The sequence below is a fragment of the Pseudomonas farris genome, assembly GCF_019145235.1.
In the GTDB taxonomy this organism is placed as follows: Bacteria; Pseudomonadota; Gammaproteobacteria; order Pseudomonadales; family Pseudomonadaceae; genus Aquipseudomonas; species Aquipseudomonas farris.
Map to the genome: position 1 here is coordinate 575,853 of NZ_JAHSTV010000003.1, position 24,721 is coordinate 600,573.

General features: G+C 60.5%; 24 protein-coding genes. 13 read left to right on the forward strand and 11 right to left on the reverse strand.

Going from position 1 to position 24,721, the window contains the following annotated elements; translation table 11 throughout:
* The first annotated feature begins 57 nt into the window (after nt 1-57).
* Entirely contained in the window at nt 58-1,380 is a 1,323-nt protein-coding gene (locus KVG95_RS08785; protein ID WP_217855717.1) for a type VI secretion system Vgr family protein, read from the forward strand.
* Nucleotides 1,377-2,174, forward strand: coding sequence for a DUF4123 domain-containing protein (locus KVG95_RS08790; protein ID WP_217855719.1), 798 nt, complete (start codon nt 1,377-1,379; stop codon nt 2,172-2,174). The genes KVG95_RS08785 and KVG95_RS08790 overlap by 4 nt, the downstream gene beginning before the upstream one ends.
* A 12-nt stretch (nt 2,175-2,186) precedes the next feature.
* Here KVG95_RS08790 and KVG95_RS08795 read toward each other — a convergent pair whose 3' ends face one another.
* Nucleotides 2,187-3,527 carry an MATE family efflux transporter gene (locus tag KVG95_RS08795; protein ID WP_217855721.1) on the reverse strand — a complete coding sequence of 447 codons (1,341 nt, stop codon included), beginning with the start codon at nt 3,525-3,527 and terminating at the stop codon, nt 2,187-2,189.
* A gap of 190 nt (nt 3,528-3,717) precedes the next feature.
* Complete coding sequence (locus tag KVG95_RS08800; RefSeq protein ID WP_008011267.1) at nt 3,718-4,011, reverse strand: hypothetical protein; 294 nt, start codon at nt 4,009-4,011, stop codon at nt 3,718-3,720.
* 190 nt (nt 4,012-4,201) lie between these two features.
* Between KVG95_RS08800 and KVG95_RS08805 the strand changes: the two genes are divergently transcribed.
* The 5 genes from KVG95_RS08805 (at nt 4,202) to KVG95_RS08825 (ending at nt 8,736) form a co-directional block, all read left to right on the forward strand.
* Nucleotides 4,202-4,504: a MazG-like family protein gene (locus KVG95_RS08805; protein ID WP_008011269.1), complete on the forward strand. Its 303-nt coding sequence runs from the start codon at nt 4,202-4,204 to the stop codon at nt 4,502-4,504.
* Nucleotides 4,504-5,253 carry a methyltransferase domain-containing protein gene (locus KVG95_RS08810; protein WP_123500914.1) on the forward strand — a complete coding sequence of 250 codons (750 nt, stop codon included), beginning with the start codon at nt 4,504-4,506 and terminating at the stop codon, nt 5,251-5,253. Before KVG95_RS08805 ends, KVG95_RS08810 begins: the two co-directional genes overlap by 1 nt.
* 12 nt (nt 5,254-5,265) lie before the next feature.
* Entirely contained in the window at nt 5,266-5,892 is a 627-nt protein-coding gene (locus KVG95_RS08815; RefSeq protein ID WP_217855723.1) for a DUF4136 domain-containing protein, read from the forward strand.
* 53 nt (nt 5,893-5,945) lie between these two features.
* Complete coding sequence (locus KVG95_RS08820; RefSeq protein WP_217855725.1) at nt 5,946-6,503, forward strand: DUF4136 domain-containing protein; 558 nt, start codon at nt 5,946-5,948, stop codon at nt 6,501-6,503.
* Between the two features lie 250 nt (nt 6,504-6,753).
* Nucleotides 6,754-8,736, forward strand: coding sequence for a pilus assembly protein TadG-related protein (locus KVG95_RS08825; protein WP_217855727.1), 1,983 nt, complete (start codon nt 6,754-6,756; stop codon nt 8,734-8,736).
* Here KVG95_RS08825 and KVG95_RS08830 read toward each other — a convergent pair.
* Nucleotides 8,706-11,474, reverse strand: a complete 2,769-nt coding sequence (locus KVG95_RS08830; RefSeq protein WP_217855729.1) for an ATP-binding protein — start codon at nt 11,472-11,474, stop codon at nt 8,706-8,708. The genes KVG95_RS08825 and KVG95_RS08830 overlap by 31 nt on opposite strands.
* The gene (locus KVG95_RS08835; protein WP_201062566.1) at nt 11,471-11,911 is read right to left on the reverse strand and encodes a TadE/TadG family type IV pilus assembly protein; all 441 of its coding nucleotides are present in this window, start codon (nt 11,909-11,911) and stop codon (nt 11,471-11,473) included. The genes KVG95_RS08830 and KVG95_RS08835 overlap by 4 nt, the downstream gene beginning before the upstream one ends.
* Nucleotides 11,912-11,986: 75 nt before the next feature.
* Here KVG95_RS08835 and KVG95_RS08840 point away from each other — a divergent pair, with 75 nt between their 5' ends.
* From KVG95_RS08840 to KVG95_RS08850, 3 genes are all read left to right on the forward strand, one after another.
* Complete coding sequence (locus KVG95_RS08840) at nt 11,987-12,457, forward strand: prepilin peptidase (protein ID WP_217855731.1); 471 nt, start codon at nt 11,987-11,989, stop codon at nt 12,455-12,457.
* Nucleotides 12,458-12,570: 113 nt separating this feature from the next.
* The gene (locus KVG95_RS08845; protein WP_217855733.1) at nt 12,571-13,350 is read left to right on the forward strand and encodes a response regulator; all 780 of its coding nucleotides are present in this window, start codon (nt 12,571-12,573) and stop codon (nt 13,348-13,350) included.
* Nucleotides 13,351-14,206: 856 nt separating this feature from the next.
* The gene (locus KVG95_RS08850) at nt 14,207-14,581 is read left to right on the forward strand and encodes a DUF6124 family protein (RefSeq protein WP_217855735.1); all 375 of its coding nucleotides are present in this window, start codon (nt 14,207-14,209) and stop codon (nt 14,579-14,581) included.
* A 130-nt stretch (nt 14,582-14,711) separates the two neighbouring features.
* Here KVG95_RS08850 and KVG95_RS08855 read toward each other — a convergent pair whose 3' ends face one another.
* The 5 genes from KVG95_RS08855 to cpaB form a co-directional block, all read right to left on the reverse strand.
* Nucleotides 14,712-15,602: a type II secretion system F family protein gene (locus KVG95_RS08855; RefSeq protein ID WP_217855736.1), complete on the reverse strand. Its 891-nt coding sequence runs from the start codon at nt 15,600-15,602 to the stop codon at nt 14,712-14,714.
* On the reverse strand, nt 15,599-16,483 hold the full coding sequence (locus tag KVG95_RS08860; RefSeq protein ID WP_217855738.1) for a type II secretion system F family protein: 885 nt from the start codon (nt 16,481-16,483) through the stop codon (nt 15,599-15,601). The genes KVG95_RS08855 and KVG95_RS08860 overlap by 4 nt, the downstream gene beginning before the upstream one ends.
* 11 nt (nt 16,484-16,494) lie before the next feature.
* Nucleotides 16,495-17,775, reverse strand: a complete 1,281-nt coding sequence (locus KVG95_RS08865) for a TadA family conjugal transfer-associated ATPase (protein WP_217855740.1) — start codon at nt 17,773-17,775, stop codon at nt 16,495-16,497.
* A complete protein-coding gene (locus tag KVG95_RS08870) occupies nt 17,772-18,977 on the reverse strand; it encodes a CpaE/TadZ family protein (protein ID WP_217855742.1) in 1,206 nt (401 codons plus the stop codon). The genes KVG95_RS08865 and KVG95_RS08870 overlap by 4 nt, the downstream gene beginning before the upstream one ends.
* An 89-nt stretch (nt 18,978-19,066) precedes the next feature.
* Nucleotides 19,067-19,996 carry a Flp pilus assembly protein CpaB gene (gene cpaB / locus KVG95_RS08875; protein ID WP_217855744.1) on the reverse strand — a complete coding sequence of 310 codons (930 nt, stop codon included), beginning with the start codon at nt 19,994-19,996 and terminating at the stop codon, nt 19,067-19,069.
* A gap of 313 nt (nt 19,997-20,309) precedes the next feature.
* On the opposite strand from cpaB, the gene KVG95_RS08880 reads away from it, so the two are divergent.
* Together KVG95_RS08880 and KVG95_RS08885 are read left to right on the forward strand one after the other, a co-directional pair.
* Nucleotides 20,310-20,519: a Flp family type IVb pilin gene (locus tag KVG95_RS08880; RefSeq protein WP_217855746.1), complete on the forward strand. Its 210-nt coding sequence runs from the start codon at nt 20,310-20,312 to the stop codon at nt 20,517-20,519.
* Nucleotides 20,520-20,589: 70 nt separating this feature from the next.
* On the forward strand, nt 20,590-20,991 hold the full coding sequence (locus KVG95_RS08885; RefSeq protein WP_123718954.1) for a response regulator: 402 nt from the start codon (nt 20,590-20,592) through the stop codon (nt 20,989-20,991).
* Nucleotides 20,992-21,059: 68 nt separating this feature from the next.
* Here the strand turns inward: KVG95_RS08885 and KVG95_RS08890 are convergent, their stop codons facing one another.
* Together KVG95_RS08890 and KVG95_RS08895 are read right to left on the reverse strand one after the other, a co-directional pair.
* Nucleotides 21,060-21,914 (reverse strand): MaoC family dehydratase, encoded by an 855-nt coding sequence (locus KVG95_RS08890; RefSeq protein ID WP_217855748.1) that lies wholly within the window; start codon nt 21,912-21,914, stop codon nt 21,060-21,062.
* Between the two features lie 2 nt (nt 21,915-21,916).
* Nucleotides 21,917-23,269: a 3-oxoacyl-ACP reductase gene (locus KVG95_RS08895; RefSeq protein ID WP_217855750.1), complete on the reverse strand. Its 1,353-nt coding sequence runs from the start codon at nt 23,267-23,269 to the stop codon at nt 21,917-21,919.
* Nucleotides 23,270-23,440: 171 nt separating this feature from the next.
* Here KVG95_RS08895 and KVG95_RS08900 point away from each other — a divergent pair, with 171 nt between their 5' ends.
* The gene (locus KVG95_RS08900; RefSeq protein ID WP_217855752.1) at nt 23,441-24,718 is read left to right on the forward strand and encodes an acetyl-CoA C-acetyltransferase; all 1,278 of its coding nucleotides are present in this window, start codon (nt 23,441-23,443) and stop codon (nt 24,716-24,718) included.
* Nucleotides 24,719-24,721 lie beyond the last annotated feature (3 nt).

Here is a 24,721-nt window from a genome sequence, read left to right on the forward strand (position 1 = left end):
ACTCGGCCATGTCTCTCAGCGAGAATCCCCGGCCGCCCCTCCTGTAGAGAATCGCCGATGTTCGATCCAGTCCACGAGCCGTCATTTCGTCTGGATATAGCGGGTCTTCCCGACCCCTTTGAGGTCTTGGCGTTTACCGGTAGTGAAGCCATCAGCGAGCCTTTTGTGTTCGACGTGGATCTGCTGAACGACGACCCAAAGCTGGACCTCGCAAGCCTGCTGTATCGCTCGGCCTTTTTGCACTTCGGACCCTTGGGGCAGGGTATTCACGGGCAGTTGCTGGGCCTCGTTCAGCTCGGCCATGGCGGTGAGCCCGGGCTCTGTCGTGTCCGTCTGGGGCCGAGGCTGGCGTGTCTGGCTCAGCGCTTCAATCAGCGAGTCTTCAGCCAGTGCTCGGTGCCGGAGATTCTCGCTCAGGTGCTCAAGGAGCACGGTATTGCCGGCAAGGATCGGCGCTTCGACCTGAGCGGCTATTACCCGTCTCGTGATTTCTGCACGCAGTACCGGGAATCAGACCTGCAATTTCTCCAGCGTCTGTGCGCCCAGGAACGGCTTCATTACTACTTCGAACACCGCACACGCGGACACTGTCTGGTTTTCGGTGATGGCTTGGGGCAGTTTAGCCGTGGCGAAGAGAGCGTCTTCAAGGGTGAGAACGAACGACCAGGTGTGCATCAGTTCAAGCTTCACGGTTGTGGGCAGATCGCCCAAGGCCAGACGAATCTGGCGACCCTGCGCAGCGGCCAACTGATGCCGCTGTCTGGCCATCCGTGTGTGGACTGGAATCGTCTCTGGCTACTGACCCATGTCGAGCATCAGGGTGGGCAGGACCCCGGGCTTCCTTATAGCAACCAACTACGGGCCGTTGTGCAGGAAATGCCTTTCGTGGCACCTCATTCGGGCGTGAAACCCAGGATGCACAGCCTGCAGCGGGCGTGGGTGGTCGAGGTCGATGAGTCTCAACCGGATCTGTCCCGACCGGTTGCGGTGCAGTTCGACTGGCTTTACCAGGGGGAGGGCGCAGCGCCCAGCCACTGCTGGTTGCCGTTGGCTCCCGAACTGGAAGGCGCAGACACCCTGCCGTTGAGTGAAGGGGCGCAGGTGCTGGTGAGCTTTATCGAAGGCGATCCGGATCAGCCCTTGATCAGCGGATTTCTTCCCGGCGCAACGTCGAGCGCACAGCCAGTCACACCCGACCTGCAACCCTCCTTGACGACCGATGCGAGCCCGGTGCTCGACGGCTTGCTGGGCATGCTGCAATCCAGCGAACCCTTGGTGCTCCTGTGTCTGCTGCCCGGCGGCGGCAGTTTCAGTCATTGCGCGCAGTCCTTTTGTACCTGCCGGGCGGCGATGCAGTTCGGCCAGAGCGGTGCGGCATGATCACCGCTCAAGCGGTCGACCCGACCCCGCAATGGCTGTTGCTCGACGTGCCGGGCGTGCCTCAGGCCGGCGTGAGTTTGCGGCAACAGTTTGCTCATGCCCGATGGTTCCGCCTGTTCGAAGGCACCGAATTTCACCCGTTGCGTGAGCACGGGCCGGTGTTGGTGGACCTTCGCGAATGCCCGGCATTGGCCGAGCTGTGCCAAAGTGCGCCACATACCTGGGGCGGATTGCTGCTGGTCAGTGAAGCATCGCCATCGCGGCTGCTGGAGCATTTGCGACGCATGCTAACGGTCACTTTGGGTCTGCATCACCGGGCCTTGTTGAGTTACTACAACCCACACACGGCGAGTTATTTTTTCGATGCCTGCGATGCGCAGGAGTTGAGTCGCTGGCTAGGTCCGATCGATCAGTTGCGCTGGTTCGGCGGCACCTGGGCCGACCGGGCCATAGGCTGTCAAGGCTGGCAGCAGTTGTTCAATCCGCGGCTTGCCGTCCGGCCGCTGGCCATCGAAGAAAACCTCAGCCCGCGTCAGCGAGACACCTTGCAAACCTGCCTGCTGGAACAACACGCCTGGCACTGGAGCCGATCCACCGGCACCGACTACAACAGCTTGTGGGCTTACTTGCAGGAAGGGCTGGCGCTGGGTTTCAGCGAACGTCCGGTGCTCGATGGCTGGTTATGGTTGCGCTTGCAGCATCCCGACGCAGTGGCCGGGCAGCCGCTGTCTGGAGCCACCCAGCAGGAGCGTCTCGATAACCTGCGCAACCTGTGGCAGAACGATCAATCCTGAAGCTGACCCTCGTCATCCGTTGAGCCAGCTGTCTTGCTTGCGCAAGTACCAGGCGAATGCGCCAAGGGTCAGACTGCGCAGCAACATGAACAACAGGAAGGTTATCCACAGTCCATGGTTGCCCAAGCCTCGCAGTGCCCAGGCGAAAGGCAGCAGCAGGATCAATGTCAGCAGCATGCCGTTGCGCATTTCCCGGGCGCGGGTGGCGCCGATGAACAGGCCGTCGAGCAGGTAACTCCAGACAGCAATCAGCGGCAGCACCGCGAGGTAAGGCAGGTAAAGGAAGGCGGTGTCGCGCACGCTCTGGATGTCCGTCTGCATCTCGATGAACAGGTGCCCGGCGAACAGAAACAGCAAGGCAAACCCCACACTCGCCAGCAATGACCAACCGCACGCCACCACCAGTGAGCGGCGCAGGGCCTCTCGGTCGCGAGCACCGATGGCGTGTCCGCACAGTGCTTCTACGGCATGAGCCAGACCGTCCAGGGCGTGGGCGGTCAGCAGCAGACCGTTAAGCAGCAACGCATTGGCGGCGACCGTGGCATCGCCCAGCCGCGCGCCCTGCACGGTGATCAGGAAAAACACCGACTGCAACGCCAGGCTGCGGATGAAGATGTCGCGATTGACCGCCAATAATGGGCGCCAACTCTGCCACAACGCCAGCGCCGCCCAAGCGATATGACCGGGGTAGGCGCGCAGGGCTTTGCGGGTCATGAACAGGCCGATCAGTGCGCCGGTCCACTCGGCGATCACCGAGGCCCGGGCCGCGCCGACCACGCCCCAATCCAGGCCGAGCACGAACCACAGGTTCAGCGCGATATTGACCAGGTTGGTGCTCAGCAGAATCGCCAGCGGGGCCCGAGCGTTCTGGGTGCCGAGGAACCAGCCCACCAGCGCATAGCTGGCCAGGGCCGCCGGCAAGCCGAACAACCGTGTGTGGAAGAACTCGCGGGTGAGCTGATCCAGCTCCGCCGACGGTTGCATGAAGTGCAACGCGACCCCGCTCAACGGCACGCCCAGCGTCCCTAAAAGAATGGCCAGGCCCATGGCCAACAACAGACCCTGGAGCAAAATCTGCCGCAACGCTGCGCCATCCCCACGCCCGGCAGCCTGGGCGGCGAACCCGGTGGAGCCCATGCGCAGAAAGCCCATGGCCCAGGCAAGAAAGGTATACAGACTGGCGCCCACCGCGACGGCGCCGAGTTGATGAGCGTGGGGCAAATGGCCGACGACGGTACTGTCGACCAGCGCCACCAGCGGTACGGAAATATTGGAGAGAATCATCGGGGCGGCGAGCGACCAGACTCGACGATGGGTCGGACGGTCGCGCCAGTCGGCAATCAGGTTGGACATGCAGGCTCCTTGGGGGCGCCTGCATTGTAGCGGCAGATTGTGTTCAGTTAAGCGAACGCAATCTACAAAACATCAGAGATCTAATGTGGGCGCGGGCTTGCTCGCGAAGGTTTTCTTACATTCAACATGTCAGTCGACTGACACACCGCTTTCGCGAGCAAGCCCGCTCCCACATTAATTGGGCGCCGCTTTAGTGAACAATCCAGCTCAGCAACCACAACCCCAGCAGCAACCAGATAATCCCCATGATGATCGACGCGTTCATGAAGGCGCGGATTGCTGCCCACAGCAGCATCAACCCGATGATCAGCGTGATGATGCTGACGATCGAAGTGTCCATGCCCAGCGCCTGGGCCAACCCTTCGACAAAATTGCTGCCGGCGTTGCTCAACAGGTTGAACAGACCACTGAGGGCGTCGATGATGAACCGGATGGCCGAACCGATTATCTGGCCGAGCCATTCGAAAAAGCTTTCTACCTGCATGTGTACGTCCTGGTGGAGTGGTGGCGTGGTTGCCGGATCCGAGCGTTGGGCTATGGATCGTGCTGCCGAGTTCCCCACAAGCATAGAGGGTTGCATCCTGCCTCCCACAAAAATCGCTTCCTCCGCTCAACCGTTGTCACTTGCCTTCACCCGCCATCCCCCTGAAGCTATACGCCTTCAGGAGAGCCCGATGAACCTTGTTGAACTGACCGAACGCCTGCACGCCATTCGCGACCGCAATGACTGGCGGCAATTTCACAGCCCGAAAAACCTGGCCATGGCCGCAAGCGTGGAAATGTCCGAGCTGGTGGAGATTTTCCAGTGGCTGACCGAAGACCAGTCGCGTCAGTTGCCGGCAGACAAACTCGCCCATGCCGGGCAGGAAATCGGCGACATCGTGCTGTATCTACTGCTGCTGTGCAGCGAGTTGGGGTTGGACATGAATGAAGTGGTGCGCAGCAAACTCGCGGACAGCGAACGGCGGTTCAGCTGATGAGCGACCGTCATTTCGATCAACTGGCGACTCGCTTCGCCGAAAAAATCTACGGTGGCGCCAAAGGTGCGATCCGTCTCGCGGTGCTGCAAGCCGACCTGGCCGAAACCCTGCCGGACCGCCCGTTGCGCGTACTGGACATCGGCGCCGGCCTGGGCCACATGTCGTTGTGGCTGGCCGAGCGCGGTCATCAGGTGACCCTCGCCGAGCCCGCCGAACCGATGCTTGAAGGTGCCCGCCAGCGCTTCGCCGAAGCGGGGCAGACGGCGACATTCATTCAGGCGCCGTGGCAGGACCTGCTCGGTCAGCTCACCGAACCTTACGATCTGGTGCTGTGCCACGCCGTGCTGGAATGGCTGGCCGAACCCCATGCGATTTTGCCGGTGCTGCATCAGCTGACGAAGCCGGATGGCTGGTTGTCCCTGGCGTTCTACAACCGCGACGCGTTGATCTACCGCAACCTGCTCAAGGGCCATTTCCGCAAGATGCGCAAGAACGACATGGCCGGCGAGAAGCAGAGCCTGACTCCGCAGCAGCCACTGGATCCTCGGGAACTGGCGGCGCAACTTGAGAGCATGTGGCAGGTCGAAACCCAGAGTGGGGTGCGGGTTTTTTACGACTATATGCCGGTGGAATTCCAGGGCCGCGTCGAACTGCCGGACTTGCTGGAAATGGAACTGGCCCACCGCCGTCACCCAAGCTTCGCCGGGCTTGGGCGCTATTTGCACTGGATCTGTCGGCCGATCTGATCGGAGCGCGAAATGAAAAGTCGTTCAGGGTTGCTGGTGATCTGTCTCGGGTTGATGGCCTGTCAGGGCAGCAACCCTTATGTCGCGACCTCCAATCCCCTGCCACCGGCACCGCCCCAGGCCGCCACCACCTTCGACCGCAGCGCCTACCCGGCGCCGCCACGGGATTACGGACGCTATCGCAGCTGGGCCTGGCTCGACGGGCGCCTGCCACCGGGCACGGCCTGGGCCGACTCGGCGCAGGTGGCCGAAGCGGTCAGCAATGCCCTCGATCAACGCGGCTTGCGTCCACTGCACGACAACCGCCCGGCGGACCTGTTGGTCAGCGCCGATTTGCATCTGGAAACCCGCTTGCGTCAGGTCCAGGACGACTATGGTTACGGCGGGGGGTATTACGGCGGCGGTTATGGCGGTTACAACCGCTACGGCAGCGGTTACGGCATGTACAACACGGTGCCGGTCATCCGTACTTATCAGGTACAAGTCGTGGTGGTGCGAGTCGATCTGTTCGACGCGAGCACCGGCCAGCCGGTATGGAGTGCCAGTGCCGAAACCAGCAATCAGGGCAGCCAGAGCGAGCGTGCCGATGCCATTCGCGAAGCTGTCGAAAAGGCCATGTCGGCGTATCCTCCTAGTTAGCTTCCCGTAAAGGAAGCATCCCGCAGGTGCATGTCCTCTATCGGAGAAAAATCATGTTCCGCCGTCTCGTTTTACTGGCCATGGCCGCGCTGCTCACTGCTTGCGCCGGCAACCAGGTCAATCATGACTTCGATGCCAGCCGCGACTTTGCCGCCTATCGTAGCTGGAGCTGGAAAGAGCCCGCCGTGCAATACCGTCCCGATGATCCACGGATCAAGAGTGACCTGACCGAACAACGCATCCGCCAATCCGTTGCCGATCAGCTGGATCAGCGCGGTTTGCGTCCAGCCGCCGCCGGTGCCAGCTCGGACCTGAAGGTGCAGGCCTACCTGATCGTCGAAGATCGCCAGCAACAGGTGAGCACTAACTATGGCGGCGGTTATGGTGGCCCATGGTATGGCTACTGGGGCGGGCCGATGTACACCGAAACCCGCAACGTCAGCTATAAGGTAGCGACCATCCAGGTCGACCTGCTCGATGGCAAGGACGGCAAACTGGTGTGGCGCGGCAGCGACGAGCAGACGCTCAGCCGCACGACGAACCCGCAGGATCGCAGCAATAAAATCCACGAGACAGTCGGGCGGATATTGGCGAATTATCCACCGCGCTAAGCGCTGAACTATCTAACACCACAGATCTATTGTGGGAGCGGGCTTGCTCGCGAAGGCGGAGTGTCAGACGACATCAATGGCGACTGAAAGGCCGCCTTCGCGAGCAAGCCCGCTCCCACATAAACCCATTCCCCCATTGAGTTTTTGTTGTCTTGGATGGCGCGTTGCCAGCAATCTGGCGAACCCTTGTCTACACTGCTTCACATCGTTGGAGGTAGCCCTCGGCAGTGTGCCGGCAAAGGAGTGTGCCATGTCTCCCTGCTTGCAGTTTCGTAGCCCGGCCCGGCAACGGGGAGCGATCGGATTGATGGCGGTGCTGGCTCTGGGCATGGCCTTGGTGTTCCTGCTGCTCGTGGTCGACAGTGGCCGCCTGTACCTGGAAAAACGCAGCTTGCAACGGGTCGCGGATATGGCCGCGCTGGAGGCGGCCACGCGCAACGGTGATTGCGCCACGGGTGCCACCGCTATTGCCTATGCCACCGCCAGTGCAAACCGCAACAATTTCATCCTTCCTGACCCCACGCGCAGCCTGACGGTGGCCTGTGGCGCCTTGACTCTGGACGCCAATAATCTTCGGGTTTTTACGGCTAATCCGAGCAGCAGTGAAGCCATTAGGGTGACCGTCAGCCATTCGATCCTGCAGAGTTTCGCCGGGGGTATTGGTGCCGTGTTCGGCGGCCCTCCAGCCGGTGCGACCCTCAACCTGACCGCGACCGCCGTCGCAGCGTTGCCGCCACCGCTGGCATCGCTGACCATCCGCACTACGGTGCTGACTGTCGATACCAGCAAGTCGGCCACCCTCAATGCGCTGTTCGGTGGTTTGTTGGGCGGCAATCTGAACCTCTCCGTGGCGGGCTGGAACGGTTTGATGAGCACCAACATCAGCCTGCTCGGTTACCTCGATCGATTGAAGGTCGACCTCGGCCTCAACGCCGCCGGGTATAGCCAGGTGTTGGGTACTTCGGTGGCCGTCAGTCAGCTGATCCAGACTGCCGTCAATGTGCTGGACCCCGGCGGCACACTCGGCGCGACGGCGACTATCGTCGGTCTGCAAGCACTCAAGGTTGCCGCTGGCTCAACGACCGTGGTGCTGGGCAATATGCTGCACGTCGAGAACGGCAGCAATATGTCGGCGTTGGCGACGAACGTGAGTGTGTTCAACTTGATTGAAGGCATCGTGCAACTGGCCAACAAGAAAAACGGTCTGGTGGCAACGCTGCCGATCAATCTGGCAGGGCTGGCGCAAATCACGGCCCGGGTGCAGGTACTGGAGCCGCCGCAACTCTCGGCAATCGGCAACCCGAAAAACGCGGCGCTGGATCCACTGGGACCCAATCGGATCTACGTGAGAACTGCGCAGGTGCGCACATTGCTGTCGATTGACCTGCCGGCACTCGACGCCATTGTGGCGCTGGTCAATGCGGTGACCGATCTGGCAGGACCGCTGACCAACACCCTCAATGCCTTGCTCAATCTCAACCTGGTGGCGGTACTCAATTCACTGACCTGTGCCTTGGGCGTACCCTGCCAGACACCCGACATCATGGTGTTGCCAGGGCCGATACGGCTCGACGTGGCGCTGGAGGTCGCCAGTGCCAGCAGTTACGTCACGGCCTACAGCTGCGTGAGTAACACCAACAAAACCCTGACCACCAACACCAGTACGTCGCTGGTGAACCTGAAAATCGGCCGGATCGATGCGGCCAGCATGTTCGGCAGCAACACCACGCCGCCGGCGGTCACGGTGCAGCCATTGAAGGTGATCGATATCGGGATCAAAACCTGTCGCAGGATTCTCTTTCTGCCCATCACCTGCGATCCGCGTGTGCCCGGCGTCGGTGGCGGTATCGATATCGTTGCCGACACCAGCGTGGCGGCGAACACCAACATTTCCCATATCTATTCCGCACCACCCGCCAGCAGCCTGCCGGAAATCAACCAGCCACCGTTCTACTACTCGTTTACCACCAGCAGTATTGTCAGCAACCTGCTCAACGCCCCGCTTAACATTCACGTGGATATGTATGGCCCGTCAGGCAGTCTCGTCAGTGGTCTGGGGACGATCCTGAGCAGCGTCACCACCTTGCTGATCAGCGCGATCAACAGCGTGCTCAGTCCGTTGCTCGACAGCTTGATCAACACCTTGCTGTTAAGCCTCGGGATCGATTTGAACAAGGTCGACGTCGGCGCCAATCTCAGCTGTCACTCGGGGCGCGCGACGCTGGTGATCTGATCGTCTGCGACAATCGGCAACTCGATACAAAACCGCGCGCCCTCGGTCGAGTTTCTTACACTTAAGCATCCGCCCATGTTTGCGACGATGCCGTAACTGACAGACAACCCGAGGCCGGTGCCGACGCCGACCGGTTTGGTGGTGAAGAAGGGTTCGAAAATCCGCTCCAGCAGCCGAGGATCGATACCGCCGCCGTTGTCCTCGACCCACAGTCGCACCGAGTATTCATCACGCTCGGCGTACACCGAAATCCACGGTTTGAACTCCCGATCGGCTTCGCGTTTGCTCAACAATGCATCCCGCGCATTGACCATCAGATTGATCAGCACCTGTTCCAGCTGATCGACGTAGCCGCGCACCTGCACTTCGAATCCGGTCTCGCTGACCCGCAGTTCGACGCCTTTGCCGCGCATGCCTTCGGACAGCAGTGACAGCGTGCCCTCGATGGCTTGAGCCGGATTGAACGGGTGCTGCTCGATCTCCGAACGCCGACCGAACACCCGCATGTGATCCACCACCCGCGCCGCGCGCTGGACTTGCGCGTCGATGCGGTTGAGTTTGTCTGTCAGGTAATCGATTTGCGCATCGCCATTGCTCAGGCGCTTGAGCACATTGACGATGGCCATGCGCATCACGTTCAGCGGTTGATTGATTTCATGGGCCAGCCCGGTGGCCATTTCGCCGAGGGTGGCCATTTTTGCGCTTTGGGTGAGCTGTTGCTGGGCGCGCCGGACTTCGGTGTTATCGCGGCCCACAGCCTGAATCTCAAGCAAGCGACCCTGCTCGTCGAACACCCCGCGATCCGACCAGACCCACCAGGCGTGTTCCCGACCCGGCAGTTGCAGGTTGATTTCCGCGGTGCTGACCGGGAACTCCGGGCTCAGGTGACTGAGCCGCTGGAGGAACGATTCGCGCTGTTCCGGCGACATCCAACTACCCAGGTTCACTCCCGGCAGCTTCTCGGGCTGGCATTCCAGATAGGTCGCCAGCGGGCGGTTGCCGAAGGTCAACGTCAGGTCTGGAAGGTAGCGACAAATCATCGCCGGGGAATCTTCCACCAGGATCCGATAGCGCTCTTCACTCTGTTTTACTTTCTCGGCGGCCAGGGTCGCCTCGGTGATATCCAGCCACAGCCCCACGGCTTCCACCGGCAGCCCGAGGTCGTCGCGCAGCAGTTTGGCTTCGTCGAGCAGCCAGTGGTAATCGCCGCGACTGTCGCGCAGCCGATAACGGGCACGCACTGAACCTTCGCGCAGCAGTTGCCGGGTGCGCTCGAAATAGCCGTCGCGGTCTTCGGGGTGAACCCGTTCCACCAGCGCGCCGGCGGCACAATCGGCGAGCGACCAACCGAGCAGCGGCAACAGGCTGTCGCTGAAAAATGTCGGTTGCAGCGCACCTTCGACATAGCGCTGCACGTAGATCACCGCCGGTGAACTGGCGATCAGGTTGTCCAGCCGGGCATGGGCGGCAGCAGCGTTCTGCTCCTGATTTTTGATGTCACTGATGTCGAGCATGAAGCCCACCAGCCGCCGGTTTCTGCCGATGCCCAAGGCCTGACCTTGCAGTCGATACCAGATCGGCGTTTGCGCCGCGTCGGGGCGATGCAGGCGCACGCACAGCAGCAACGGCGCGCCTTCGTCCCGCAAGGTTTGCAGGCGAATCGTCAGCTCTTCACGGTCGGCGGGGTGGATCTGTTCGAGCCAGTCGTGCAGCGGCAAACGAGTGCTCGCAAGGTTCAGCATGCTTGCCAGCGACGGCGCCAATTGCACCTCGGCATCGTCGCTGAAAACCTCCCACCAGCCGGTGCCGAGCAATGCTTGCAGAGACTCCAGCCGCTCCAGTTGCAGATGGTGCTGATGCTCGCGCAAACGCTCAAGCAACGGGCCGGCCAAAGCGGCGGTGAGTTGCAACCAGTCGCGCTCGCTCAGGTCGGGGGCACGTTCTTGCACCGGGTAGAAACCACAGAGCAACCAGGCCACCACGCCCAGGGCATTGTGGTACGGCACCGCGAACCCTTCGGCATTGCCGAAGATGCCTTGCAGGCGCGGGTGTTCGCTGGGGGGCAGTTGTTGGGGGGCGGAGCCATTCAAACTGTCGAGCCCGGTGCCCAGGCGTTGGTCGATTTCCCACAAGCCGGGTGCATCGAAGGCCACGTAATGCTGGTGGATCAGCCAACCCTCTGCCTGTTCGTCGAGCAAGGCCATGGCGATGCATGGAATCTGAAAGCGCTGGGCCAGACCTTGCAGTTGCTCCGCCAGCACCTCAGGCAAGCGCGTCAGGCTGCACAGGCGCAACTGTTCGCTGATCTGCGCCGCAAGTAATTGACATTGTTCGCGGCTGCGCGCTTGTCGACGTTCGAGCAGCAGATCGCCGATGTCGATCAACTGCAACAGCCAGTTTTCGCCCAACGGCTGCACCCATCCCCGCAGATGCAGCGGTTGTTCACCGAGGCTGAAAAAATCCAGGTCCAGACTCTGCCCCTGCCACTCGGCAGGCGCGCCTTCGACCGACAGCTCGCTATGGGGCATGAGGTAATCGAGCAGATGCGGTGCCTGCGCGCCGGGCATTTGTTGCGCCAGCAGATGCCGCAGAGGGCCGGTCAGCTGAATCACCCGGCCCTCGTCATTCAGAAGCAGCTGCAAACCGAGACGTTGCACGCTCTGAGTGTCCGCACTGGTCGAGGGCTGCGGCGGTTGGCGGTTGAGCAGGCGCCCGAAGAGTCTGTCCCCGGAACTCAAAATTGCAGGCTCGATCGGGCGGTAAGGGTCGCCGGCAGATTGGGCACCGAGCCGATCCCCGGCAGCACCAGAAACGGCAGGACCTGATTCAGTTTACTGGTGGGGTAATTGATGGTGACCGTCAGCACGCCACCGATATAGGTGGCGCTGGCATCGGTGGCCACATTGAAGTTCAGCGCGGCAGGAATCCAGGCCAGCTGCCGGGTCAGTTCGGTGGTCGCTATGTTTTTGACGGCGGTGTCGTAATTGGCGGTGCTCGGGTCCAGCGCCACACTGCGGCGCACCGCTTCGGCCGTCGACTGATTGAACGATTGCATCAGCAACAGCGGCAGGCTGTAACTCACCAGCCCATAAAACACGGCGAAAAAGATGATGAACACCAAAGCGAACTCAATCGCCACGGCACCTTTTTGTTTGCGGGGGAGGCCTGTTTTCATGAGTGCGTCTACCCTGACCATCACGACGTAGTATCAGCATAGAATCATTCAGCCAAAACGGACGTTTTTTACCGGATGCAGAACTTTGTCCTACTTATCTGGCTGACGCTTTGCGCAGCACAGGATGTCCGAGAGCGGCACATCGCCAATGGCCTGACCCTTGGCGCGGGTGTACTGGCGCTGGCGTATCTGTTGTGGACGGGCACCACATGGTTGGGGGCCGAGGCGGTACAGGGCGGCTGGGCTTTGTTGTTGGCACTGGCCTTCACCTTGCCCGGTTATGCATTGAAACGTCTGGGGGCGGGCGACGTGAAACTGATGGCCACGCTGGGCCTTGCGACGGACGGTATGCACCTGCTTGGCGGTTTTATCGGCGCCGGATTGGCCAGTGCATTCTGGCTGCTGCTGGCGCCAAGACTCTGGCTGTATATGGGGCAAGGGCTTAGAGATCGTCTTCGTTACCTGGGACCTGGAACGTCAAAAAAGCAGCCCTTTGCACCGTTTGTGCTGGTGGGTATGTTGCTCACACTGGTCTGGATGCATTAGTCGCCGGGCGCCACTCGTTCTATGTACATAGTTGGAAAGTGCGTCTACTTTCAAAACAGTTGTTGTACAGCCTTTGGAAGTGGGTACAGGAACGGTCAAGCCTGGAGTGACACGTGAACAAGCTTATCTCGGCAATAAAAGTCCTTGTGGTCGATGACGAACCATTGATTGTCGAAGAACTTTGCGAGTTCATCGAGCGCAATGGTTATCGCTGTGTTCCTTGTCAGTCCGGCAAGCAGGCGATCGAGCGTTTCAATGAATATGAGGATATCGGCCTGGTGCTCTGTGATTTGCAGATGCCTGACATGGATGGCATTCAGCTAGTCCAGGCGCTGCGACGGTTGTCCGGCAAGCACCGGGCGTTCGAGGCGATCATGCTCACCGGTCGCGCAGACAAGCAGGATGTGATCAAGGCCTTGCGCGCGGGGTTTGCTGACTACTATCAGAAACCGATTGATCTGGATGAGTTGCTCGAAGGTTTGCAGCGCCAGGAAGTGGTCTTGCAGGAGCGGCAGAAAAACCTGCAGTTGGGGCATTTGAGTCAGAAGCTGCAGTACCTTTGTGAGTCGATCGACGAGTTGTATCAGGATTTGGATAAGGTTCGCCGGGGACCGTCTTCGGTGCCTTTATCTGATTCGGCTGACGGTGAGGCGGGGCGTTTGGAAATGCCGGCGGTTTTCAATCAGCTGTCGCCGCGGCAGTTGGAGGTGGCGCGGTTGGTGGGCAAGGGGCAGACCAACTATCAGATTGCCTGTGAGTTGGGGATTACCGAGAACACGGTGAAGCTTTATGTGTCGCAGGTGTTGCGGTTGACGCATATGCATAATCGCACGCAAGTGGCGTTGGCGTTGTCGCCTGGTAATGCTGGTGTGCGGCGGCTTACTGCGCACTGAGTTTTTTGAAGGCTTTTGATCTTGGCGGCCTTATAGCCGACCAATCTTTCTCTGATAGACACCGTTCAACTGTGGGAGCGGGCTTGCTCGCGAAGGCGGCCTGACAGCCGACCTGTATTTTGGTTGACTGAGTACATATCCATTTCTGCGGTAACGGCAGCTTATGGTTTCGCCCTTACGGCGAGTCCCTTTTGGCAAACGCCCCAAAAGGAACCAAAAGGTCTCGCCCCAAGCGTCCGGCCCCTCGCCTAGGCTCGGCGTTCCTTCGTTCCGGTATCCATCTGGGGGCATCGCCCTACGGTCTGCTTCGCTACGACCTACATGCGATGGGTTCGACTGCGTCGAACGGCGCTGCGCGCCAATCCCCAGATGAACACCTCCACTCAGCCTCCCGAAGGGGCGGGTGGATCAAAATCAAAAGCCAGATCAAAAGCGGCAGGCGAGCTAACGCTCGGCCTGTTGAGTGGTGAGGGGCGGGCGTACGCCGCTCCACTGTGGGAGCGGGCTTGCCCGCGATGGCGGCCTTACAGGCAACGATGTTTATCGATCAGTAAAAACATCAGAACCTTCCCACATGTTTTTCAGGTTGCCCGTCGGAAGCTGTGTCTCTAGCCTTTGTCCGTCGCTGACCATTCAGCGTCCGGGCGTCGCGGCTCGATTCTTGAGGCATAATCGCTCCACCAAACAACAGCACTTTTGGGTGTCTGTCGTTTCGTGTCATGGCGACTGTGCGCGGGATACCTTCGGGTATGCCGAGCTGCCTCGGGGATCGGTCCGCGAACCCGCGTACAGCTGCCACCCCAAATTGCATCGCGGCAATTTGGAAGTGGCTCCATTTCATCCCAGAGGTGTAATCATGTTCAAAGCAACCCCGAATCCCCCAGAAACCGACAACGTTTCCCCTTACGAATCTTCTGATTCAAAAAAATTCCACGACGCCGCTAACCGCGCGCTCGATCACTACCTCAATCCCACCCCAAACAAAACCGAAGGCCGCAAGCCAAGCAAGATGTTTATGGTTGCGCCGGATATGGATAACGAAAGCCTGTTAGCCCATGTCTGCGAGTCGCTGGCTTCTGCGAGCGTCATGACCAGCGACATTGCCGCGTATGTCGAAGCCCCGCAGCGGCATACGATCCTGGCGATTCAGCAGGTCATCATGCTGGCCGAGCTGGCGGTGAATCGGATGCTGGATAACGTCGACGTACCAAAACCCGCGCCACACAGCTGATCCCCTTGTGGGAGCGGGCTTGCTCGCGAAGACGATTTCACATTCGACATTGATGTCGACTGACACACCGCTTTCGCGAGCAAGCCCGCTCCCACAGGATCGCCGTTATCCTTGTGATAACGATGATTTTTCAACGACCAAAAGCCCGGGCCAAAGCGGTGAAGCTGGGCCCGGCCAGTACGATCAGCAATGCCGGGAAGAGAAACAACATCATCACGACGGACATTTTCGCGGACATCTTGGAGATGTATTCCTGCAAGCGTGTCAGGCGTCGGTCATCGAGCAGTAGCTTGAGCCCCAGTAGTGATTTCATGGCGCCGCCGCCCTGGTGGATCAATTGCTGAAGAATCACGCAGGTGTCGGTGAACTCGTCCACCGCCAGCAACTGGGTGGCCTTGTTCAGTTCTTCGCCCAGTTCCAGACCCGAGTCGACCCGGGTCAGTATCAGGCGCAGTTCGTGGGTCAGGGCCGGCAGTAATTGTTTGCCTTCGATGCTCAGCACTCGCAGCGACTGCTCGACCGCCATGCCGGATTCGAACAGGATGCGCAGCAGTGGAATGAAGGTCGAAATCTCGATCGCCAGTTGTCTTTGCCGACGGTACGCGGCGGCGGCCAGCAAGCGTTTGGGCAGCAAATAACCGAGGGCGGTGGCGAAGGCCGGAGTGATCCAGTGGTTGTTCACCTGCGGGAAGAACACGCTCTGGATCAACAGACTCAGGACCAACGCAAGCACCGGTATGCCGATCTGGCAGGCAGCGAACAGCGAGCGTTGCCGGGCGCTGCGCCAGCCGAGGCGGTTGAGCAGCATTTGGGTTTCGTTGTCCAGTTTGACCGAGCGCTGGCCGATGCGGCTGTCGCCCAGCACTTGCAACCAGTGACGGACGCGATGGTCGCTCAGTGGTTTGCCGTCCAGTCGTTGAGCCACTTGGCGAGCACGCCGATGTTGGTCCAGCAGCCCACTGAGCAGCAACAACGTGGCCCCGAGAAATAACAGTGCGCTGATCAGCAGGGCTATTTTCATACGCTACGCAACATGCGCCACAGCGCCAGGCAACCCACGACCTGCAGGCCGAACGCGGTCGCGAGCATCATTTGCCCCGAGTTGCTGTTCCACATGGCGAGCAGGTATTTCGGATTGGACAGCAAGAAGTAAGCGGCGAGCCCCACAGGCATCAGGGCCAACACCACCGCCGTGATGCGGGTTTCGCCCGTCATGGCGCGCAGTTGGCGCGCAGCCTGGTCGCGTTCACGGATCATTTTGATCAGGTTCTCAAACAGCTCACTGGCATTGCCGCCGTAGCGGTGATTGACCTTCAGACCCAGCGCAAACAAGCGAAACTCGTCCTTCTCGTACAGTTCGGCGAAGTCCGTGACAGCGTCAGGCAGGCTGACGCCCAAATGCACGTTGCGCTGAACCCGGCCCATGGCGTTTTTCAGTGGGTCTTCGGCGGCGTCGATGGCGACCAGCACCGCATCGGCCAGGGTGCGTCCGGACTTCAGACTGCGCACCGTGTGATCGAGCATTGGCGGCAGCTGTTCGATCATGCGCTTGAGCCGGCGCTGGTAGCACCAACTGATGTACAGCCGCAGAGCCAGAGGTGGCATCAGCAACAACGCCAGCAAACCGATCCAGCTCGCGAGGGCAAACCCCAGCAAGATGCCCAAGGCCCAGAGCAACAGCCACAACCCCAGGCGCTCGGTGGGACGGCCAAGGCCGGCGCGTAGAAAGGCCCGTTCCAGGCCAGCCCAGGACGATTTCGCCACCGCCAGTTGCGGTTGCCCCTGCATCAAGCGACCTAGGGTTCGATCGATGCCGGTCTGGCGCAGACCGTTGTAGAACAAACGGATCGACAGGCCCAGCAACGTCAGGCAAATCAGGATGAGCAGCGTCGGTTTGAGCATGCCATGACCCTTCAGTGCGATAAGGGAGAGAGCGCCGATTCACGACGCAATTTATCGCCGGCGGGGTTGACCGCCTCGCGCAGAAAACCGAAACCGGTGCGTCGGTCGAAGCGGAACAGCGTATTGGTCACGTAGATGTCATCACGAATACCCACGACCTCCACCACTTCGCTGACGCAGCGGCGGCCATCGGGCAGGCGCGTCAGTTGGATCACCACGTCCAGCGCCGCGCAGATCATTTGCCGCAGGGTCCGTTCAGCGATGGAGCGCCCGGTCAGACCTACCAACGTCTCCAGGCGCAACAGCGCATCCTGGGCATTGTTGGCGTGCACGGTGCTCATGGAGCCGTCGTGGCCGGTGTTCATCGCGGTGAGCACGTCGACCACTTCGACGCCGCGAATCTCGCCGAGGATGATCCGGTCCGGGCGCATCCGCAGCGCGTTGCGAATCAGATCGCTGGCCTTCACTTCGCCGTGGCCTTCGGCATTCGGTGGTCGGGTTTCCAGGCGCACCACGTGAGGATGGCCCAGTTGCAATTCGGCGACGTCTTCGATGGTGACCAGGCGTTCGTGAGGGGCGATCAACTGGCTGAGAATGTTCAGCAGCGTGGTCTTGCCGGTGCCGGTACCGCCGCTGACAAGGATGTTGCAGCGCTTGCCCACGGCCTCCTGAATAAATTCAAAGATCGCCTGATCGATGGTTTGCATCGCCATCAGGTCGGAGCTTTTGAGCATGTCTTTGCGGAATTTTCGAATCGACAGGCACGGGCCATCGAGGGCAATGGGCGGGATGATCGCGTTGACCCTGCTGCCATCGGGCAGGCGCGCATCGACCATCGGCGAAGACTCGTCGAGCCGTCGGCCCAGGGGCGCGAGAATCCGTTGCATCACCCGTTCGACGTGGTGGTCGTCGATGAATCGCAGGTCACTCAGGTGCAACACACCCTCGCGCTCGACGAACACCCGGTGCGGGCCGTTGACCAGGATCTCGGTCACCGAGGAGTCGCGCAGCAACACCTCCAGCGGGCCGAAACCGGTGAGCTCGTCGACGATTTCCTCAGCCAGCCGCTCCATCTCATAACGGGAAATCGCCAGGTGCAGACGGGCGATGTACTCGGCGACTTTGTCGATGACGAACTGCGACAGCATTGGCCGCGAACCTTCCAGCAGGTTTTTTCCGGACTCTTCGATGGCGTCGATGATGTAGCGGTGCAGCACCAGTTTCAGGCCATCGTGGTCGGTATTGCCGGCCGGCCCGTGGGAGGGCGCGCCGAAGAGTTTTTCCCCGCTCATTGCGCGCCCCTCAATCGGTCGAACCAGCCAGCCTTGGGTTTGTCCTGGTCTTCGGAGCGTTTGGCCAGTCGTTCGCCGAGGGCACGCAGGCTTTGGGTCAGGTTTTCGCGCGGGGCCAGTTCGAACAGGCTCACCCCCTGATTCTTGGCGTTGAGCCGTACTTCCGGGCTGTAGACAAGGACCGCCATAACTTCCATGCCGAAGCTTTTGCTCAAGGTGTCGGAGTCTGGCGCGACGTTGCGCAGATAGCGGTCCACCAGCAACCTGGCATGGTCGAGCTTGAGGCCTTTTTCGCGCCAGCGGCCGAGCACCTCAAGGTTGCGTCGGCAGTCGAGCACATTCTGATCGGTGTACCACAGCAACTTGTCGCAATGGCTGACGAAGGTGCGCAACGCCTCGCTGTCCGACTGGCCGGTGAGGTTCACCACGATGTGCTGGAAATGTTGACGCAAGGCGCTGAGCAGCATGTACAGCTCGGCGGCACTGGTCTGCTCCAGCGGTTCGTCGTTGCTGGCGTAGGCGAGAATCCGCAGCCCGGCGTCACAGGTGGTAAAGGCGCTGTCGATCAGCGTCGCGTCGAGGCGCCTCAGATGTCGCAACGCGTCGCCAAAATGAAACGAGCTCTCCAGCCCCAGCAACGCAAGGCTGTCGCCACGCGGCAGGCCCAGATCCAGCAACAGTGTCTGTTGACCGCTCTTTTGCACCACGTGCGCCAAGTGGTTAGCGAGCAACGCTCCGTCGGCATTGCTCTGCGCACCGTAAAGCACGGTCAGGCCACCCTGTTGACTCTGTTGCATGTTCGGCGCCACGGTCGGCAGGCGTTTACTCAGGCGGCGCACCAGGCCGGCAACTTCACTGGAACGCGAGCCGTAAGAGACGAAATCCCGCGCACCGGCACGCATGGCATTGAGCACGAGTTGGTTGTCCATGCCGTCGCCCAAGGCAACGATCGCCAGCATCGGTTTGGCTTCCAGGGCACCCTCGATCAACGCGCTCTGGGCCACCACATGCTCACGGTCCAGACCCACGAACACCAGGCTGGCGAAGGTCACGTCCACCAGCGTCAAAAGCTCATCGAGGTTGCCGCCACCGGCGCTGATCACTCGGCCCAAAGGGGCGAGCGCACCTTGCAGCCACTCGAAGTCGGTGCTGTTGCGCGTGATCGCGAGGAACGTCTGACTCAGGTTCTGGGGTTGGCTCATAGCGATAATCCGCCGCGTTTATCGACGTGGCCGTTTTCGAAGAAGTACCGCGTGAAGCGTCTGCGCATGGAGAAGCGTCCTCGCTCGATTCAGGGCGTTTGTTGGGTGACTTCATTGCCGCGGATGACTTCCACACTCGTCTTGCGCGGTGCTGCGCCGCCGGTGGCGGGTTTGGGTGTGCCGTCCAGGGCCAGTTGACTGAACTGCACCAGTTCGCGATTGGCACTGGCCAGGCTCGCCTTTGAATCGCGGTTGCCGGCCCAGTATTGGTTCAGGCGTTTTTCCTCGGCGCTGCGCACGGCCAGGCGCAAAACCCCGACCTGAGCCGCGAGCATCAGGCGACTCAATAGGGGTTCGGGGACGGCGAGCAAAACGGTGCGGGCGCTGGCGCGCTGCTGTTCCTGCTTGAGTCTTTCTTCGGTGCTGCGCGCCGGGTTGGCAGGCTGCCCATCGTTCATCAACCCCAACTGGTCGCCGACACCGAGCACCCGCAACGCCGGGACCACGACCTGGGCCGATTGCTGGAGGTTGTTGGTGTCCATGCGCAGAAACAGCAGAACATCGACATAGTCGCCTGGGCTCAGTTGACCGCCGACATTGATCACGTCATCCGCCGCCACAGCAAGGGCGCGCTCATCGGGGCGGATCATTCGCGCCAGCGCCCCGCCGGTTTCGAAACTTTCATCATTGAGCCAACTGCCGGCAGTCAGCGTGCGCCAAGGCGTACGGCCAATGGCTTGATCGAGACGAGACAGGCTGCCGGCCGGGGCGGTACGGAGTTTTTCCACGGTCACGTCGGCGGCGGTGATTTGTTGGAACGGTGCTATGTCACGCAGCAGCACAACCACCGGCTGGCGGGTCGGATCGTCCACCGACGCCAGTATCGGGGCCGATGATGTGCCGGGTTGCGCGATGGATTCGGGTGCCGGTTGGCGACTCAGCGCCAGCCCCCAATAACCGGCAATGATGGCGCCTACCAGAAACAGCCCGGCCAGGCCCATGGTGACGCGGCTGTTCATGACGGCTCTCCCTTTCCTGCTGCGTAACGCCCCCCAAGAGTTCTAACGAGATGACTTCGCAATCAGGCAGCTATGAACATGGAACTATTTCGCTATTTGACGGTAGCGCAGGTAGAGCAAAAAGCCATTACAGGGCGGTAAATATCTGACAAAAGTAACGGGTTGAAGCCAAAAGCGCTGTTTATTGACGGTTAATACTTAAGTATTAATAGGTTCTTACAGTTGTTGGTCTCGGGTTTGCCGACAATGCTGATGCTGGCATAGGGGAATCATGTTGCGGCCGTGCAACATCCGCTGTCATAGGAGACACGTCATGTCCTTTACTAAAGTTGTTCAGAAGATCAAAACTGAAATTATTTTGTTCAAACACCTGGCTAAAGATACGGAGGGTGCGTCGGGTATCGAATACGCGATCATTGCGGGCATGGCAGCGGTTGCGTTGGCGGTATTCATGACGCCTATCTCGGGTGCGATAACCGACATTTTTACCGTGATTCAGGAAGCGCTGGTGCCTCCTGCTTGATGCCGACAGCTTGCTAACCTGCCAGGGCGGTTCTAACGTCAACGCTTAGTCCATTGCAGGTGGTTTACCCATGAATGCTCCCGCGCTGCCACGCCAACAGCTTCTTCTGGTCGACGATGAGGAGGATGCGTTACTGGAACTGGCCGAGTTGCTGGAGGGCGAGGGCTTTACTTGTTTTACGGCAACGTCGGTCAAACTCGCCCTTCATCATTTGACTTGTCATCCTGATATCGCGCTGGTGATTACTGATTTGCGGATGCCGGAGGAGAGTGGCATGTCGTTGATCAAGCGGTTGCGTGAGCATACGTCTCGTCAGCATTTGCCGGTGATTGTGACGTCAGGCCATGCGGATATGGATGATGTGAGTGATATGTTGCGGTTGCAGGTGCTGGATTTGTTTCGCAAGCCGATTTATCACGTGCGGTTGTTGGAGACGTTGAATAATTTGTTTCCGGGGGTGGTTAGTTCCTGATCTATGGTGCCCATGTCCCAAGGTAAGCACTGAACTGTGGCGAGGGGGCAAGCCCCCTCGCCACAAAATCAGGCAACAGGCCGCCACTGCCCAACCATGTGTTCCAAATCCCCCGCACCCATCAACTGAAAATCCCCACTGGACCCCGCCGCGCTGGACATCAGCGTCACTTCACTGGGAAGGCGCACCGGTTTCCTGAACTGCACCGCAATGTCGACGTTTGCCGTCGGCAAATGATCGGTCAGGGCTGCCAGCGTACGTGCCTTGTTCCACAGGCCATGGGCGATGGCGCTAGGGAAACCGAAGAGTTTCGCGCTGATCGCACTCAGGTGGATCGGGTTGTAGTCCCCGGACACCTTGGCATATCGGCGGCCAATGTCCGCGGGCGCTTTCCAGTGGGCCACTTCGGTCAGCGACAGCGTCGATGCGAACGCTTCCTCGACCGGTTCGCCTTCCAGTTTGACGCCGCGACAGAGCATCTGGCTTTCCGCCTCCCATAGCGGCCCCAGCTGATCGTCGAGCGTTGTCACCAAATCGAACGTCGCTCCCTTGGCATGGGGTTGCAGGTTCTGCACGTTCACGCTGACCCGCACCCGGTGCACGCCACCCATGGGGCGCAAGATGCGGATGCGATTGCTCAAGTGAATCAGCCCCAGCAGCGGGAACGGAAAAGCTTTGGCAGTGAGCAATTGCATCTGCAAGGCAAACGCCAGGATGTGTGGATACGTCGGTGGTAGCAGCCCGTTGTCGGCGAAACCACAGACCTTGCGATAAGCCTCCAGGCGTTTCGGATCGACATTGACCCAGCAGTGATAACCCAGGTCAGGCAGCGTGGTGCCGGTGATTTTGCGGCGCGTTGCTGCCTTCACATACAGCGTTTGCAGCCCTGGTTCGCTGTCGAGTGTTTGCCAGTGGGTGGTCATGGTCAGGCTCCCAAAACGCTTTGCCCGCACACGCGCAACGCTTGCCCGGTAAACGCTCCGGTGCCCGGTTGTGCCAGCCAGGCCACGGCTTCGGCGACGTCTTGCGGCAGGCCGCCCTGGCCCAATGAACTCATGCGTCGCCCGGCTTCGCGCAAGCCGAAGGGCAGGTGCGCGGTCATTTGGGTTTCGATGAACCCTGGCGCTACGGCATTGATGCTGATGCCGCGCTCACTCAGCTGCGGCGCCCAGGCCTGGGCCAGGCCGATCAACCCGGCCTTGCTCGCCGCGTAATTGGTTTGCCCGCGATTGCCGGCGATGCCGCTGATGGACGCCAGCAGGATCACTCGGCCGTTGTCGCGCAAGGTGCCGCTGTCGAGCAAAGCCTTGGTCAATACTTGCGGCGCGTTGAGGTTGACCGCCAGCACCGCGTCCCAGAATTCCGGGGTCATATTGGCCAGGGTTTTGTCCCGGGTGATGCCCGCGTTGTGAACCACGATATCGACGCCGTCGGGCAAGTGTTCGATCAATTGTGCGGCGGCGTCTTCGGCGCAGATATCCAGGGTGATGCCGCGCCCGCCGAGGCGTGCGGCCAGGGCCTCGAGATCGTTTTTGGCCGGTGGCACGTCGAGCAGGATTACCTCGGCGCCGTCGCGGGCCAGGGTTTCGGCGATCGAGGCGCCGATGCCGCGCGCCGCGCCCGTCACCAATGCCTTGCGCCCTGACAAGGGGCGACTCCAGTCCATTACCTGCGCCTCACACGCCTTCACGCGAATGACTTGTCCGGAAATGAACGCACTTTTGGGCGAGAGGAAAAACCGCAATGGGCCTTCCAGTTGATCTTCGGCACCTTCGCCGACATAGATCAGCTGCAAAGTTCCGCCGCTGCGCAGTTCCTTGGCCAGCGAACGGCTGAAACCTTCCAGGGCGCGTTGGGCGCTGGCGGCGAACGGGTCGCTCAAGGTCTCAGGCGCCCGGCCAAGAATCACCAGGTGCGCATGGTGATCGAGGTTTTTCATCAGCGGCTGGAAGAACTCGCGCAGCTGTTTCAACTGATCGACCTGCACCAGATCACTGGCGTCGTACACCACGGCTTTGAGTTTCTGGCCGTGGCCGGGAATCCAAGCGGTGGCCAGGGTCGGATCGGTGCCGTAGCTGTAAATCGTGTCGGTCAGGCGGTTGGCGAGAGTGCTGACTTTTTCCGCCAACGGGCCACCGCCAATCAACAGCGCCCCCTCGATTGGCCGCAGCCGGCCTGCTTGCCAGCGTTCCAGTCGTACCGGCGACGGCAGACCCAGGGCACCGACCACACGATGGCCGATGGACGAATTGGCGAAGTCGATATAGCGATCAGACATGAATCACGCTCCAGCAGCTGGGGTTAAAAGTGTGGACCAGGAATTGCAATTAGTCGTTCGATCCACGAGATACGGCCTACGCTTGATCATTGCAGGTTAGTTTGAGATTGGGTTTAGCAGGACTTTCAGGAACTGGTTTGGTGTTCATCGTTGATTAAAAGGAGCGTTTTCATGACTCAGCTGCGTCGCGTCGCGATTATCGGTGGTAACCGTATCCCCTTTGCCCGGTCCAACGGGCCGTACGCCACTGCCAGTAACCAGGCGATGTTCACCGCAGCGCTGGAAGGCCTGATCGAGCGCTATAACCTGCACGGTGTGCGCATGGGTGAAGTGGCGGCAGGTGCACTGCTCAAGTATTTGCGCGATTACGGCCTGACCCGCGAATGCGTGCTGGGCTCGCGGTTGTCGCCGATGACGCCGGCCTACGACATCCAGCAAGCCTGCGGCACGGGGCTGGAAGCGACGCTGTTGGTGGCGAACAAAATCGCCCTGGGTCAAATCGAATGTGGCATTGCCGGTGGCGTCGATACAGCCTCGGATGTGCCGATCGGGGTCAACGAAAGCCTGCGCAAGATCCTCTTGCAAGCCAACCGCGCCCGAAGCACCGCCGACAAACTGAAAACCTTCCTGCAACTGCGTCCCCGCCACTTGATGCCCGACTTTCCAAGCATCGGCGAGCCGCGCACCAACCGGTCGATGGGCGAACACTGTGAAATGATGGCCCAGACCTGGAGCATCCCGCGTGACGAGCAGGATCAGCTGACCCAGCAAAGCCATCAGAAACTGGCCGCGTCCTACGCCGAAGGCTGGCACAACGATTTGATGACGCCGTTCCTCGGCCTGACCCGGGACAACAACCTGCGCCCGGATCTGACCCTGGAAAAACTCGCCTCACTGAAACCGGCCTTCGAGAAAAGCGCCAAGGGCACCCTGACCGCGGGCAATTCCACGCCACTCACCGATGGCGCGTCTGTGGTGTTGCTGGGGAGTGAAGAATGGGCGAAAGAGCGCGGCTTGCCGATTCTTGCCTATTGGCGTGACGGTGAAGCGGCGGCGGTGGATTTCGTCAATGGTGCCGAAGGGCTGCTGATGGCGCCGGCTTATGCCGTGCCGCGTTTACTGGCGCGCAATGGCCTGACCTTGCAGGACTTCGATTACTACGAAATCCACGAGGCGTTCGCCGCGCAAGTGCTCTGCACACTCAAGGCCTGGGAAGATCCGGAGTTCTGCAAAACCCGTCTCGGCCTCGACGCACCGTTGGGCTCCATCGACCGCAGCCGCCTCAACGTCAAGGGCAGTTCACTGGCCGCCGGGCATCCGTTTGCCGCCACCGGTGCGCGCATCGTTGCCAACCTGGCGAAGCTGCTGGACGCGGCAGGCAAAGGCCGAGGGTTGATCTCGATCTGCGCAGCGGGCGGTCAGGGCGTGACGGCGATTATCGAGCGCTGATTG